This is a genomic window from Acidovorax cavernicola (assembly GCF_003581445.1).
In genome coordinates this window covers 88153-101054 of record NZ_QXMN01000006.1, presented here as the reverse complement: position 1 = coordinate 101054, position 12902 = coordinate 88153, and the positions used below count along the sequence as shown (strand labels likewise).

Below are 12902 nucleotides of genomic sequence, written 5' to 3'. Positions count from 1 at the left end.
TCCCGAACAACCAATGTCCGCCATCCGCTGTCACAACCTCATCAAGCGCTACGGGGACACGCAGGTCGTCCACGCCTTCGACCTCGACGTGGCCGACAACGAGTTCGTCGTGTTCCTCGGCCCGTCGGGCTGCGGCAAGTCGACCATCCTGCGCATGCTCGCGGGGCTGGAGGACATCAGCGGGGGCGACCTGCAGATCGGCGGCCGGCGCGTCAACGAGCTGCCGCCGCAGGAGCGCGGCATCGCGATGGTGTTCCAGAACTACGCGCTCTATCCGCACATGACGGTGCGCGACAACATCGCCTTCGGGCTCAAGCGCCAGAAGGTGCCGCGTGCCGAGATCGATCTGCGCGTGCGCGAGGTGTCGGACACGCTGGGCCTGGAGCGCTACCTCGACCGCAAGCCCACCGAGCTGTCGGGCGGCCAGCAGCAGCGCGTGGCGATCGCGCGCGCCATGATCAAGACGCCGAAGGTGTTCCTGTTCGACGAGCCCTTGTCGAACCTGGACGCCAAGCTGCGCAACCACATGCGCATCGAGATCGCGAAGCTGCACCAGACGCTGAAGACCACCACGGTGTACGTCACGCACGACCAGCACGAGGCGATGACGCTGGCCGACCGCATCGTGCTGCTGCGCGACGGGAGCATCGAGCAGGTCGGCTCGCCGCAGGAAATCTTCGAGCGTCCGAGCTCGGCCTTCGTGGCCGGCTTCATCGGCACGCCGCCGATGAACCTGATGGAGATGGACGTGCATCACCTGGACGATGGGCACTGCGAGCTGCGCGGGCGCGGCGGCTCGGTGCGCGTGGACGCGCGCCGCTTCGCGCTCGAAGGCCGCGAGCGCGTGACGCTGGGCGTGCGCCCGGCGCACCTGCGCATCGACACCGAAGGCGGCCGCCACGGCGGCTTCGCGGGCGAGGTGCTGCTCGTCGAATACCTCGGCAACGAAGTGCTCGTGAGCGTCGGGCAGGGCAGCGACGAGATCGCCGTGCTCCTGCCGTCCGCGGGCGGCCCACGGCTGGGCGAGCGCCTGCAGGTGATCGCCGATGCGCAGCAGGTGCACCTGTTCGACATCACGACCGGCGCCTCGCTGCTGCGTCCTGTTGACGCGCTGCACTGACCCGCGGCACGCCCCATTTGATGTTTCACACTTCTCGGAAAGATTCAATGAAAGCACTGGTTCTGGAAAAGGCGCACGAGATCACGCTGCGCGATGTCGACGTGGCGCTGCATGTCGGCCCGCGCGACGTGAAGATCCGCATGCACACCGTGGGCGTCTGCGGCAGCGACGTTCATTACTACCAGCACGGCGGCATCGGCCCCTACGTGGTCGACGCGCCCATGATCCTCGGCCACGAAGCCTCGGGCGTGGTGGCCGAGGTGGGCGCGGAAGTCACGCACCTGAAGCCCGGCGACCGCGTCTGCATGGAGCCTGGCATTCCCGACATGGACTCGCGCGCCGTGCGCGAAGGCTTCTACAACCTCGACCCCGCCGTGCGCTTCTGGGCCACGCCGCCGATCCACGGCTGTCTCACGCCCTACGTGGTGCACCCGGCGGCCTTCACCTTCCGTCTGCCCGACAACGTGAGCTTCGGCGAGGGCGCCATCGTCGAGCCGCTGGCCATCGGCCTGCAGGCCGCGAAGAAGGCGGCGCTGAAGCCGGGCGACGTGGCGGTGGTCATCGGCGCCGGCACCATCGGCGCGATGACGGCACTGGCTGCGCTCGCAGGCGGCGCGGCGCGCGTGATCCTGGCCGACCTCGTGCCCGAGAAGCTGGCGCTGTTCGCCCACAACCCGGCGGTGACGACGGTTGACGTGCGCAGCACCAGTCTCGCCGACACTGTGCAGGCGCTGACCGACGGCTGGGGCGCGAACGTGGTCTTCGAGGCCAGCGGCAGCGCGCGCGCCTTCGACCACGTGTTCGACCTGCTGTGCCCCGGCGGCTGCCTCGTGCTGGTGGGCATACCCGCCGCGAAGGTGCCTTTCGACATCGTCGCGATCCAGGCGAAGGAGGTGCGCATCGAGTCGGTGTTCCGCTACGCCAACATCTTCCCGCGCGCGCTGGCGCTCATCGCGTCGGGGCAGGTCGACGTGAAGCCTTTCATCTCGCGCACCTTCGCATTCGAGGACGGCATCGCCGCCTTCGAGGAGGCTGCGGCCGGGCGCGTCACGGATGTGAAGATCCAGATCGAATTTCCCGCCGCTGAAGCCGCCTGAACGCCCGGCAGAGAGCGTGGGCAAGGGGAAACGCTGGGGATTGCGACGGCAGGGCGCGGCTAAAGTGGCTGCGTTTTGCCACTCGCAGCCCTGCGCGCTTTCCTGCCCATGCTCCTGCCGTTTCGCAATGTCGTTCTCACCGGTGCCTGTGGTGGCCTCGGCCAGGCGCTGGCGCGCGAGTTGATCGACAACGGCGCGCGCGTGGCGCTCGTGGGGCTCGACACCGAACGCCTCGCAGCGCTCGCCGCGGGCACCGAAGAGCGCTGCAAGGTCTACACGCCCGACGTGTCCGACGGCCCCGCCATGCAGGCGATGGCCGCCGACTGGATGCAGCGCTCCGGCCCGCCCGACCTCGTGATCGCCAACGCGGGCGTGGCCGGCGGCTACGACACCGCCGAGGCCGACGATCTCGCTGTGTTCCGCCGCATGCTCGAGATCAACCTGCTCGGCGCGGCCACCACCTTCCAGCCCTTTGTGCAGCCGATGCGCGCGCAGGGGCGCGGCGCGCTCGTCGGCGTGGCCAGCATCGCAGGCTGGCACGGCATGCCGGGCAACGGTGCCTACTGCGCGAGCAAGGGCGGGCTGATCCGCTATCTCGAAAGCCTGCGTGCCGAGCTGCGCGGCACGGGGCTCACGGTGCACACGGTGAGCCCGGGCTACATCCGCACCGCGCTCACGGCCGGCAACCGCTTCGCGATGCCGGGGCTGCTCGAAGCCGACGCGGCGGCGCACCAGCTGCTGGCGGGCCTCGCGGCACGGCGCGAAAAGATCGTGCTGCCCCGGCGCATCGGCTGGTTGTCGAAAGCACTCGATCTCCTGCCTGCGTCGCTGCACGACCGCCTGCTGCGCGGACAGCCGCGCAAGCCGCGCGTGGGTGAGGCGGGTGCGACGGCGATCCCCGGTCTGCCCGGCTTGCCCGGTCTGAATTCCCAGAAAGAACCTCCCCGCCGATGACGCCTTCCGCCACCCACGTTCCCACGCACGAACAGATCGTCCTCATCGGCGCCGGACCCTCGGGCCTCGCGGGCGCCCGCAATCTCCAGAAGCTCGGTGTTCCGTTCCAGGGCTTCGAGGCGCACAGCGACGTCGGGGGCCTGTGGGACATCGACAACCCGCGCTCCACGGTCTATCACTCGGCGCACCTGATCTCGAGCAAGCGCACGACCGAGTTCGCCGAGTTCCCGATGGCCGACACCGTGGCCGACTATCCGAGCCACCGCGAGCTGCGTCGCTACTTCAGCGACTTTGCCGACCGCTTCGGCCTGCGCGCGCACTTCCGCTTCGGCACGCGCGTGCTGCGCGTGGAGCCGGTGAGCGACGCGTCCGACACGCGCTGGCGCGTCAGCGTCGAGGCGCCGGACGGCACGGTCGAGACCGACGAGTACAAGGGCGTGGTGATCGCCAACGGCACGCTGTCCGAGCCCAAGCACCCGCAGTTCGAAGGCCACTTCGACGGCGAGCTGCTGCACACCAGCAGCTACAAGCACCCGGAGCTGTTCAAGGGAAAGCGCGTGCTGATCGTCGGTGCCGGCAACTCCGGCTGCGACATCGCGGTCGATGCGGTGCACTACGCGCAAAGCGTGGACATCTCGGTGCGGCGCGGCTACTACTTCGTGCCCAAGTACGTGTTCGGCAAGCCGGCCGACACGCTGGGCGGCAAGCGCCCGCTGCCGCCGTGGCTCAAGCAGAAGGTCGACGCGACTGTGCTGCAGTGGTTCACCGGCGACCCGGTGCGCTTCGGCTTTCCGAAGCCCGACTACAAGATGTACGAGTCGCACCCGGTGGTGAACTCGCTGGTGCTGCACCACGTGGGCCACGGCGACATCGGCGTGCGCGCCGACATCGCGCGGCTCGACGGACGCACCGTGCATTTCAAGGACGGCAGCGCGCGCGACTACGACCTGATCCTCACAGCCACGGGCTATGCGCTGCATTACCCGTTCATCGACCGCGAGCTGCTCAACTGGCAGGGCATGGCGCCGCGCCTGCACCTCAACATCTTCTCGCCGCGCTTCGAGACGCTGGGCGTGCTCGGCATGATCGAGGCGAGCGGCATCGGCTGGCAGGGGCGCTACGAGCAGGCCGAGCTGCTGGCGCGTTACTTCCGCGCGCAGGCGGCGGGCTCGCCCAAGGCAACGGCGCTGCGCGCGGCGGTGCAGGGGCCGCCACCCGACCTGTCGGGCGGCTTCAAGTACCTGCAGCTGGAGCGCATGGCGTACTACGTCCACAAGGACACCTACCGCGCGGCCGTGCGCCAGGCCGCCGCCGCACTGGCCGACTGATCGTCTTTCTTCAAGAGGTTCTCCGCATGCTGCCTGTCGACGAGATCCGCCTGCACTTCAACCCGGCCTCGCTGGTGCTGCTCAACGTGGTGCTGGGCTTCCTGATGTTCGGCATCGCGCTGGACACGCGCATCGACGACTTCAAGCGCGTCGCGCGCATGCCGGGTGCGATGGCTGTGGGCATCGGCGCGCAGTTCGTCGTGCTGCCGGCCGTGACCTTCGTGCTCACGCTGATCCTGCAGCCGGGGCCGAGCATCGCGCTGGGCATGATCCTCGTGGCCTGTTGTCCGCCGGGCAACATCTCGCAGATCCTCACGCACCGCGCGGGCGGCAACGTGGCGCTGTCGGTGTCGATGACGGCGATCTCGAATGCGCTGTCGATCGTCGTGATGCCGCTGAACTTCGCCTTCTGGGGCGGCCTGCATCCCACGGCCTCGGTGCTGCTCAAGACCATCGCGCTGGACCCGCTCGACATGCTGGGCCATATCGTGATGATCATCGGCATTCCCTTCGTGCTCGGCGTGGCCTGCGCGCACCACCTGCCGGGGCTCACGGCACGCATCAAGAAGCCGGCGCGCATCCTGAGCTTCCTGGCGCTGATCGCCTTCATCATCGGCGCCATCGCGGGCAACTGGCGCTACTTCCTCGACTACGTGGGGCTGGTGCTGCTGGCGGTGGTGATCCACGACGCGCTGGCCTTCGCCACGGGCTACCTGTGTGCGCGGCTCTCGGGGCTGGGCGACTACGACCGGCGCGCGGTGGCCATTGAGGTCGGCATCCGCAACGCGGGGCTCGGGCTGGTGCTGATCTTCAGCTTCTTCGGCGGCCTCGGCGGCATGGCCGTGGTGGCGGGCGTGTGGGGCTTCTGGGACATCATCGCGGGCCTCGCGCTCGCGAGCTGGTGGGGGCGCAAGCCCGCGACGCCATGAGCGAGGCGAATCACGAGAAGTGGAAGGCGCACGCACGGCGTGTGCTGGTGACGGGCGGCGACGGCTTTCTCGGGCGCGGCGTGCTCGCAGCGCTGGCCGCGCAAGGCCGGTTCGAAAACCTGGTGGCGCTCGATGTGCGCGAGGTGCCCGCTGCGCGACGGCTGCCCGGCGTGGTCTACCTGCAGCAGGACGTGCGCGACGACGGCATCGCCGACGTGCTCGCCGAACACGCGATCGACACGGTGGTGCACCTGGCGTCCATCGTCACGCCCGGCAAGGACTCGAGCCGGGCCTTCGAGCATTCGGTGGACGTGGGCGGCACGCGCAACGTGCTCGACGCCTGCGTGGCGCGCGGCGTGGGGCACATCGTGGTGTCGTCCAGCGGCGCGGCCTACGGCTACCACGCGGACAACCCGGCCTGGATCACCGAGTCGCAGCCGCTGCGCGGCAACCCGGTGTTCGCCTACGCCGACCACAAGCGGCAGGTGGAAGAGATGCTGGCGGAATGCCGCACGCAACATCCCGCGCTGGCGCAGACGGTGCTGCGCATCGGCACCATCCTCGGCGAACGGGTCGACAACCAGATCACCGCGCTGTTCGAGAAGAAGCGGCTGATCGCCATCCGCGGCAGCGACAGCCCCTTCGTGTTCGTGTGGGACGAGGACGTGACCGGCGCCATCGCCCACGCGCTCGGCGGCGCGCCGCCCGGTTGCTACAACCTCGCGGGCGACGGCGCGCTCACGATCCACGAGATCGCCGCGCGTCTGGGCAAGCACGCCATCGCCTGGCCGGCCGGTGTGCTCCAGGCGGCATTGGCGGCGGGTTCGGCGCTGGGCGTGAGCCGCTACGGGCCCGAGCAGCTCGACTTCCTGCGCTACCGGCCGGTGCTGCTGAACACCGCGCTGAAGAACCAGTTCGGCTATGTGCCGCGCAAGACCAGCCGCGAGGCGTTCGAGGCCTTCATTGCGGCGCGCGCGCAGCAGGGGCGGCCGGTCACTTCTGCGTAGCCTCCGGCGGCGGCGCGACCAGGTACTCGAGCATGCGCCGCGCATTGAGCGGCAGGTCTTCCGACGAACGCACGCAGGCCATCAGCGTGCGCTCGGCCCACGGGTCGGCCAGCGAGGCGCGCGCGATCTTCATCGAACGGGCGCAGCGCTCGGCCGCCGTCTGCGGCACGATGCCCACGCCGATGCCGTACTCGACCATGCGGCACACGGCCTCGAAGTTGCGCACCCGCACGCGGTAGGCCAGATGCTTGGCCAGCGCGCGCGCATGCACGGTGATCAGCTGCTGCAGCGCGCTGTCGGCGGGCAGGCCGACGAACTCGCTGTCGACCACCTCGGCCAGGTGCACGCGGCGCCGGCTGGCCAGCGCATGGCCGCGCGGCATCACCAGCACGAGGTCGTCGCGGCGGAAGGGGTGGCATTCGAGGCCGTCGCTCTCGATCGCGTCGGAGACGATGCCGATGTCGCACAGGCCGCTGCGCAGGGCCTCCACCGTGTCGGGGCTGGCGCGTTCCTCAAGGTCGACCGAGATGCGCGGATGCTCGGCCAGGAAGCGGCTCAGCACCTCGGGCAGGTGCTCGGTCAGTGCCGAGGTGCCGCACATGAAGCGCACGTGGCCCTTGAGCCCCTGGCCGTACTCGCCGAGTTCGCCGCGCAGCCGTTCCATCTGCTGCAGCACGACGCGTGCATGGTGCAGCAGCGTGCGGCCGGCCTCGGTGGGGCGCACGCCCTGTGCGTGGCGCGTGAGCAGGGGCGTGCCGAGCGCGTCCTCCATGCCGCGCACACGCTGGCTGGCCGAGGCCAGCGTCATGTGCGAGCGGCCGGCGCCGGCCGTCAGGCTGCCGGCTTCGACGACGTGGAGAAAGAGCCGCAGGTCGGTCAGGTCGAATCGCATGGTGGCCGCAAGGTAGCACGTCAGCCTCAGTCTGTGCCTGAGGCTGGCTGCGCGAAAGCCGCATTTCCAGCCGATGCGCCGGTCGGCAGACTCCGCGGCGATGACGATGTTCAATGAAGCGATGGGCCTGTGGGCGGCGGCGGCCGCGGTCTTCCTGCTGGCCGGTGCGATCAAAGGCGTGATCGGCCTTGGGCTGCCGACCGTGTCGATGGCGCTGCTCGCGCTGTGGATGCCGCCAGCGCAAGCGGCGGCGTTGCTGATCGTGCCGTCGCTGGTCACCAACCTCTGGCAGACCGGGCCGCGCGCGAGCTTCGGCGCAGTGTTCCGTCGCATCGGCGGCATGCAGGCCGGCATCGTGGTGGGCACGCTCGGCGGTGCGCTGTGGCTGGGCGTGCCGGCGGGCGCCTGGGCTTCGCTGGCGCTCGGCGTGGCGCTGGTGGCCTATGCGTTGTGGGGGCTGACGGGGCGGCAGCTGCATGTGAGCGACGCGCGGGCGCGTTGGCTCGGTCCCGTCGTGGGCGCTGCAACGGGGTTGGTGACGGCCGTGACCGGCGTGTTCGTGGTGCCGGCCGTGCCGTATCTGCAGGCGCTGGGTTTCCAGCGCGATGCGCTGATCCAGGCCATGGGCATCTCGTTCACCACCTCGACCGTGGTGCTGGCGCTGGGGCTGGCCGTGAACGGGAGCTATCCGACGGCGGTGCTGGGCGGGTCGGTCGCGATGCTGGCACCCGCCGTGGGCGGCATGGTGCTGGGTACCTGGCTGCGGCAGCGGTTGCCGGTGGCCGTGTTCCGGCGCTGCTTCCTGGTGGGGCTGGCGCTGCTGGGGGCGTACATGGCGCTGCGCGCGCTGGGGTGACCGGGGTTCAGGCCTCGAGCAACAGCGCCGTGCGCACGCGTTCGATGGTCTGGCGGTAGGGCAGGGCGAAGTCGTCGATGGCCTCGCCAGGCTCGAGCCAGTGGAACAGGAAAACGAGGCCTTCTTCCTCGGGGCTGCCGGTGGCCGTGTGCAGGAAGGTCTCTGGCAGCCGGCCTTCGGCGCGCATCAGGAACAGGTGCCACAGCTGCGGGTGGCGGTGTGTGTTGCCTTCCACGCCGGCTTCGCATTCGCGGTCGAGCGTGCCGAGCGATTGCAGCGGACCGGCGTAGTCGATGCCCGATTCCTCGAGCAGTTCGCGCCGGACGGCCACCTCGGGCAGTTCGCCGGGCTCGATGGTGCCCTTGGGGAGCTGCATGTTGCCATCCTCGGGATGGCGGAACACCAGCAGCCGGCCTCGCGAGTCGACCATGCAGGCGCAGGCCTTGAGGATCGGGGTGGAGGGGCTGCCGGTGGTCATCAGGCGCCTGTCAGTGCAGCCTTGACCGCGGCGCTGACCTGGCCCATGTCGGCCTTGCCGGCCAGGCGCGTCTTCACCACGCCCATCACCTTGCCCATGTCGCCGGGGCCGGCGGCACCCAGCTCGGCCACGATGGCCTTCACCGCGGCAGCGACTTCGTCGGCGCCCATGCGCTGCGGCTGGTAGACCTCGAGCACCTTGATCTCGGCGGCTTCCTTGTCGGCCAGGTCGGCGCGGCCGCCGGTGGTGAACGCGGCGATCGAGTCCTTGCGCTGCTTGACCATCTTGTCGACGATGGCGATGACCATGGCGTCGTCGAGCTCCACGCGCTCGTCGACTTCCTTCTGCTTCATGGCGGCGAGCAGCAGGCGGATGGTGGCCAGGCGCTCCGAATCCTTGGCGCGCATCGCCGTCTTCATGTCTTCGGTGATTTGTTCTTTGAGAGTCATTCTTCGCAACCTTTCGGAAAAAACAAAAGCCGCGGCAGGTTTCCCTGGCGCGGCTGGTGCAACGAGGCGCTGGCAGGACTTTCGTCGAGGGCCAGCTGCCTGGATGTTGCTTAGTACAGCTTCTTGGGGAGCTGCATGCTGCGCACGCGCTTGTAGTGGCGCTTGACCGCAGCTGCCTTCTTGCGCTTGCGCTCGGCCGTCGGCTTCTCGTAGAACTCGCGGGCGCGCAGGTCGGTCAGCAGGCCGAGCTTTTCGATGGTGCGCTTGAAGCGGCGCAGTGCGACGTCGAAGGGCTCGTTTTCTTTAACGCGGATGGTGGTCATTGATGAATCGTTGAAATGGATTTGGCCGGGGGAGATCGAGGCCCCAAGCCGGGGTTCCTCAACTGAAAATTTTTGCGGCCGTTGAGGGAAGGCCAAAAGTTAGCCCGCGAGTATAGCACTCCCCAAGACAATAGTGCTCCCCCAGGCTGCGCGCACTTCGTGTCGCTGCGCCAACCCCCTCGCCGGGGGCGACACCTGAGGCCCGGCGAAGCCGGTTCCTCGGTGTCCTGGAAGGAGGCAGGACGCTCAAAGCGCCTGCGCGCAGGCGTGGGCGCTGGCCCAGGCCCACTGGAAGTTGTATCCGCCCAACCATCCGGTCACATCGACCACTTCGCCGATGAAATACAGGCCCGGCTGCTTCGATTCCATGGTCTGGGACGACAGGTCGCGGGTGTCGACGCCGCCGGCCGTCACCTCGGCCTTCTTGTAGCCCTCGGTGCCGCTGGGGGTGATCTGCCAGCGGGCGATACGCTCCGACAGAGCGGCCAGCGCCTTGTCGGTCGCTTCGTTGACCGGGCGCTGCAGCGCGGGGTCTTCGCCGACCCAGGCGTCGGCCAGTCGCGAGGGCACGAGCGCGGCCAGTTCGTTGGCGATGCGTTTCTTCGAGCGCCGCTTGGCGTCGGCCAGCGATTCGGCCACGTCCGTGCCGGGCGCGAAGTCCAGCGTCAGCGGGCTGCCGGGCTTCCAGTAGCTCGAAATCTGCAGCACCGCCGGGCCCGACAGGCCGCGGTGGGTGAACAGCAGGTCTTCAAGGAAGGCCATCTTGTCCTTCTTGCCGCCGGTCTCGATGCGCACGGGCAGCGCCAGCCCGGCCAGGCCGGCGTAGGGCGCCCAGGCGTCGCCGCCGAAGGTCAGCGGCACCAACGCCGGGCGGGGCGAGACCAGTCGCAGGCCGAACTGCTCGGCGATCCGGTAGCCGAAGTCGCTTGCACCAATTTGGGGAATCGACAGGCCGCCCGTCGCCACGACCAGCTTGGGCGCGTCGATCGGGCCGCGCGTGCTATTGATTTGGTAGCGACCGTCGACATGCGTGATGTCACCGAGCTTGCACGGCTGCCAGCGCTCGACGTTCCCTGCAGCGCATTCGGCCAGCAGCATGTCGACGATCTGCTGCGAGGAGCCGTCGCAGAACAGCTGGCCCTTGTGCTTCTCGTGGTACGCGATGCCGTGGCGCTGCACCATGTCGATGAACTGCTGCGGCGCGTAGCGCGAGAGCGCCGAGCGGCAGAAATTCGGGTTGTCGCCGACGAAATGGCGCTGCGGGGCGCGCACGTCGAGGTCGCGGTTGGTGAAGTTGGCACGGCCGCCGCCCGAGATGCGGATCTTCTCGCCCACCTTCTCGCTGTGGTCGACCAGCAGCACGCGCAGGCCGCGCTGCCCCGCCAGTGCGGCGCAAAAGAGACCGGCTGCGCCGGCACCGACGACAACGACGTCGAAGGAAGAAGAAGGAGAGGAAGAAGAAAGAGAGCTCAAGCGGGACCGTCCGCCGCCAGCACCGGCGGCGGGTTGTATTTGAGGTGGCCCACGTAGCGCAGCGGCTGCGTGGCGGCGATGGAGGGTACGTCGCCCTCGCGCATGTGGAGCAGGTCGGCCGGGCTGACCCAGCGCGGGTCGGCGTCGGTGATCGGCACGCCGGCTTGGCGGTAGGCCTCCAGCACGAACTGGGAGCAGAAAAACTGGTCATTGCGGCTGGCGCCCAACTGCACCGTGGCCAGGCCGCTGATGCAGTACGCGCTGACGGCCGAAGGAATCAGCGGCAGCTCGCACAGCCGGCGGTTCAGCACGAAGGGCGCGTTCAGCAGCACGCCGGCGGTGTTGTAGCGGGTGCCGACCTGCGAGTTGGCCCATTCGCGCATCTTCTCGACATCGGCCGTGAGGAGGCCGGGCACGCGAAAGGCCACGACCATCTGCTCTTCGTCGACCACTTCGGCCAGCGGCCGGGCGCGCACGCCGGTGCCCACGGCCTCGGCGATCTGGCCGTCGCCCAGGTAGAGCACTGCATGGCTCACCGGCGAGAAGGTACCCAGACGGATGCCGAACGAATTCACCGTGGCGATCGAGGTCAGCAGGATGTCGCCCGGCGCCAGCACGTCGGCGCCGATCAGCTCTCCGCCATTGCCGGGGGCGATCACCGAGCTTTGCACGCGCAGGCGCAGGCCCGACGTTTCGGAAGGCATCTCGATGCGCGTGGCGCAGGCCGAGAGCAGCAGCGGCAGCGCTGCGGCCAGCGCCGCAGCGCGCAGAAGGGAGGCCATCGTCATCCCTTCCAGACGAACGGAAATTTCAGCTGCTTGAAGAAGCCGTTGGGCACGTAGTCGCCCAGCACGCCGTACTTCTCGGGCCAGAGCTTGGTGCTCTTCACGGCCGTGCCGAAGAGGTAGTCGAGGAAGGCGTAGTGCGCCGCGTAGTTCTTGTCGAGCGCTTCCTGGTCCTGGCTGTGGTGCCAGTGGTGGAAGTTGGGCGTGACGATGAGGTAGCGCAGCGGCCCCAGGCGCACGCTCACGTTGCAGTGGTTGAACACCGCCTGGAAGCCGACCACCACGATGTAGGCGTCGATCACGTCCTTGCTGAAGCCCAGCACGTAGATCGGTGCCAGCACCAGCGTGCGCGTGATCAGCAGCTCCAGGATGTGCTGGCGTGAGCCGGCCATCCAGTCCATGCTCTTCACGCTGTGGTGCACCGCGTGCAGGCGCCACAGCACCGGCACCTCGTGGTACGCGCGGTGCGTCCAGTACTGCACGAGGTCGGCCACGAGAATGATCAGCAGCAGCCCGGCCCAGAACGGCAGGTTGCCGACCCAGCCGCGGATGCCGTCGTTGGCGGCCCAGCCGAACAGCTTGTGCACCATTAGGTTGGTGGCCAGCAGCACGAAGCCCACGATCATGTGGTTCACCACGAAGTGGTGGAAGTCGGTCTGCCATTCCTCGCGGAACACGGGCTGGTCCTTGCGCAGCGCGAACAGCTTCTCGATGAAGATGAAGATCAGCGACGAGCCCAGCAGGTCGAGGATGAACCAGTCCAGCCCGATGTACGGCGTGTTGTCGGCGAAGTCGTGCACCGGCACTTTGTGGCCGCCCAGCAGCGCCGAGGCCGCCACCAGCAGGAAGGCCGCCGACGACAGCCAGCGCGAGCGGTTGAAGATGATGTTGACCAGCGACAAGCCGCCCGAGATCACCAGGGCCGTGAGCAGGATGATCCGCATCACGTCGACGTTGTAGCTCTTGCGCAGCTCGGGCGTCGTCAGGTACTGCGGGAAGTGGAAGGCCAGCACGCCCAGGAAGCACAGGATGGCGAGGCTGAACGCGATGGTGCCGGTGACCAGCCCGCGCCCACGGCGCAGCTCGCCGTGGCTTTCGGTGAATTCGTTGAGTTTGTCGAGCATCCCTTGGCCCCTTCCTTCTTGTTCGTTGGGTCGGGGCGGGATTTTAGGCGTCGCTCGGGCGGACGCCACGGCCTGTGTGGCCTGATG

Annotated in this window: 14 protein-coding genes; 7 read left to right on the top strand and 7 right to left on the bottom strand. The window is 68.6% G+C overall.

Going from position 1 to position 12902, the window contains the following annotated elements:
* Positions 1-13: 13 nt before the first annotated feature.
* The 6 genes from D3H34_RS08120 (at position 14) to D3H34_RS08095 (ending at position 6435) form a co-directional block, all read left to right on the top strand.
* Positions 14-1120 (top strand): ABC transporter ATP-binding protein, encoded by a 1107-nt coding sequence (locus tag D3H34_RS08120; protein WP_119552935.1) that lies wholly within the window; start codon positions 14-16, stop codon positions 1118-1120.
* A gap of 47 nt (positions 1121-1167) precedes the next feature.
* Positions 1168-2217 carry an NAD(P)-dependent alcohol dehydrogenase gene (locus D3H34_RS08115; protein ID WP_119552934.1) on the top strand — a complete coding sequence of 350 codons (1050 nt, stop codon included), beginning with the start codon at positions 1168-1170 and terminating at the stop codon, positions 2215-2217.
* Between the two features lie 108 nt (positions 2218-2325).
* Positions 2326-3171, top strand: a complete 846-nt coding sequence (locus tag D3H34_RS08110; RefSeq protein WP_119552933.1) for an SDR family oxidoreductase — start codon at positions 2326-2328, stop codon at positions 3169-3171.
* The gene (locus D3H34_RS08105) at positions 3168-4499 is read left to right on the top strand and encodes a flavin-containing monooxygenase (protein WP_119552932.1); all 1332 of its coding nucleotides are present in this window, start codon (positions 3168-3170) and stop codon (positions 4497-4499) included. Before D3H34_RS08110 ends, D3H34_RS08105 begins: the two co-directional genes overlap by 4 nt.
* A 26-nt stretch (positions 4500-4525) precedes the next feature.
* Positions 4526-5428, top strand: coding sequence for a bile acid:sodium symporter family protein (locus tag D3H34_RS08100; RefSeq protein WP_119552931.1), 903 nt, complete (start codon positions 4526-4528; stop codon positions 5426-5428).
* The gene (locus D3H34_RS08095) at positions 5425-6435 is read left to right on the top strand and encodes an SDR family oxidoreductase (protein ID WP_119552930.1); all 1011 of its coding nucleotides are present in this window, start codon (positions 5425-5427) and stop codon (positions 6433-6435) included. The genes D3H34_RS08100 and D3H34_RS08095 overlap by 4 nt, the downstream gene beginning before the upstream one ends.
* Here D3H34_RS08095 and D3H34_RS08090 read toward each other — a convergent pair.
* Positions 6422-7327, bottom strand: coding sequence for a LysR family transcriptional regulator (locus tag D3H34_RS08090; RefSeq protein ID WP_119552929.1), 906 nt, complete (start codon positions 7325-7327; stop codon positions 6422-6424). The genes D3H34_RS08095 and D3H34_RS08090 overlap by 14 nt on opposite strands.
* A gap of 100 nt (positions 7328-7427) precedes the next feature.
* Here D3H34_RS08090 and D3H34_RS08085 point away from each other — a divergent pair, with 100 nt between their 5' ends.
* Entirely contained in the window at positions 7428-8183 is a 756-nt protein-coding gene (locus tag D3H34_RS08085; protein ID WP_205736693.1) for a sulfite exporter TauE/SafE family protein, read from the top strand.
* Between the two features lie 7 nt (positions 8184-8190).
* On the opposite strand, the gene D3H34_RS08080 is transcribed toward D3H34_RS08085, so the two are convergent.
* The 6 genes from D3H34_RS08080 to D3H34_RS08055 all read right to left on the bottom strand — a co-directional run bounded on the left by D3H34_RS08080 (position 8191) and on the right by D3H34_RS08055 (position 12815).
* On the bottom strand, positions 8191-8661 hold the full coding sequence (locus D3H34_RS08080) for an NUDIX domain-containing protein (RefSeq protein ID WP_119552927.1): 471 nt from the start codon (positions 8659-8661) through the stop codon (positions 8191-8193).
* Positions 8661-9110: a GatB/YqeY domain-containing protein gene (locus tag D3H34_RS08075; protein WP_119552926.1), complete on the bottom strand. Its 450-nt coding sequence runs from the start codon at positions 9108-9110 to the stop codon at positions 8661-8663. Before D3H34_RS08075 ends, D3H34_RS08080 begins: the two co-directional genes overlap by 1 nt.
* A 110-nt stretch (positions 9111-9220) precedes the next feature.
* The gene (rpsU, locus tag D3H34_RS08070) at positions 9221-9433 is read right to left on the bottom strand and encodes a 30S ribosomal protein S21 (protein WP_007833691.1); all 213 of its coding nucleotides are present in this window, start codon (positions 9431-9433) and stop codon (positions 9221-9223) included.
* A gap of 246 nt (positions 9434-9679) precedes the next feature.
* Entirely contained in the window at positions 9680-10906 is a 1227-nt protein-coding gene (locus D3H34_RS08065) for a BaiN/RdsA family NAD(P)/FAD-dependent oxidoreductase (RefSeq protein WP_119552925.1), read from the bottom strand.
* Positions 10903-11688, bottom strand: coding sequence for a YaeF family permuted papain-like enzyme (locus D3H34_RS08060; RefSeq protein ID WP_119552924.1), 786 nt, complete (start codon positions 11686-11688; stop codon positions 10903-10905). The genes D3H34_RS08065 and D3H34_RS08060 overlap by 4 nt, the downstream gene beginning before the upstream one ends.
* A gap of 2 nt (positions 11689-11690) precedes the next feature.
* A complete protein-coding gene (locus tag D3H34_RS08055) occupies positions 11691-12815 on the bottom strand; it encodes a sterol desaturase family protein (protein ID WP_119552923.1) in 1125 nt (374 codons plus the stop codon).
* Positions 12816-12902: the final 87 nt, after the last annotated feature.

Bases quoted from the DNA above. Each gene is read 5' to 3' on its own strand.
- D3H34_RS08095 (WP_119552930.1), top strand. From the start codon at position 5,425: ATGAGCGAGGCGAATCACGAGAAGTGGAAGGCGCACGCACGGCGTGTG.
- D3H34_RS08110 (WP_119552933.1), top strand. From the start codon at position 2,326: ATGCTCCTGCCGTTTCGCAATGTCGTTCTCACCGGTGCCTGTGGTGGC.
- D3H34_RS08060 (WP_119552924.1), bottom strand. From the start codon at position 11,688: ATGGCCTCCCTTCTGCGCGCTGCGGCGCTGGCCGCAGCGCTGCCGCTG.
- rpsU (WP_007833691.1), bottom strand. From the start codon at position 9,433: ATGACCACCATCCGCGTTAAAGAAAACGAGCCCTTCGACGTCGCACTG.
- D3H34_RS08090 (WP_119552929.1), bottom strand. From the start codon at position 7,327: ATGCGATTCGACCTGACCGACCTGCGGCTCTTTCTCCACGTCGTCGAA.
- D3H34_RS08120 (WP_119552935.1), top strand. From the start codon at position 14: ATGTCCGCCATCCGCTGTCACAACCTCATCAAGCGCTACGGGGACACG.
- D3H34_RS08075 (WP_119552926.1), bottom strand. From the start codon at position 9,110: ATGACTCTCAAAGAACAAATCACCGAAGACATGAAGACGGCGATGCGC.
- D3H34_RS08100 (WP_119552931.1), top strand. From the start codon at position 4,526: ATGCTGCCTGTCGACGAGATCCGCCTGCACTTCAACCCGGCCTCGCTG.
- D3H34_RS08055 (WP_119552923.1), bottom strand. From the start codon at position 12,815: ATGCTCGACAAACTCAACGAATTCACCGAAAGCCACGGCGAGCTGCGC.
- D3H34_RS08085 (WP_205736693.1), top strand. From the start codon at position 7,428: ATGACGATGTTCAATGAAGCGATGGGCCTGTGGGCGGCGGCGGCCGCG.
- D3H34_RS08105 (WP_119552932.1), top strand. From the start codon at position 3,168: ATGACGCCTTCCGCCACCCACGTTCCCACGCACGAACAGATCGTCCTC.
- D3H34_RS08080 (WP_119552927.1), bottom strand. From the start codon at position 8,661: ATGACCACCGGCAGCCCCTCCACCCCGATCCTCAAGGCCTGCGCCTGC.
- D3H34_RS08115 (WP_119552934.1), top strand. From the start codon at position 1,168: ATGAAAGCACTGGTTCTGGAAAAGGCGCACGAGATCACGCTGCGCGAT.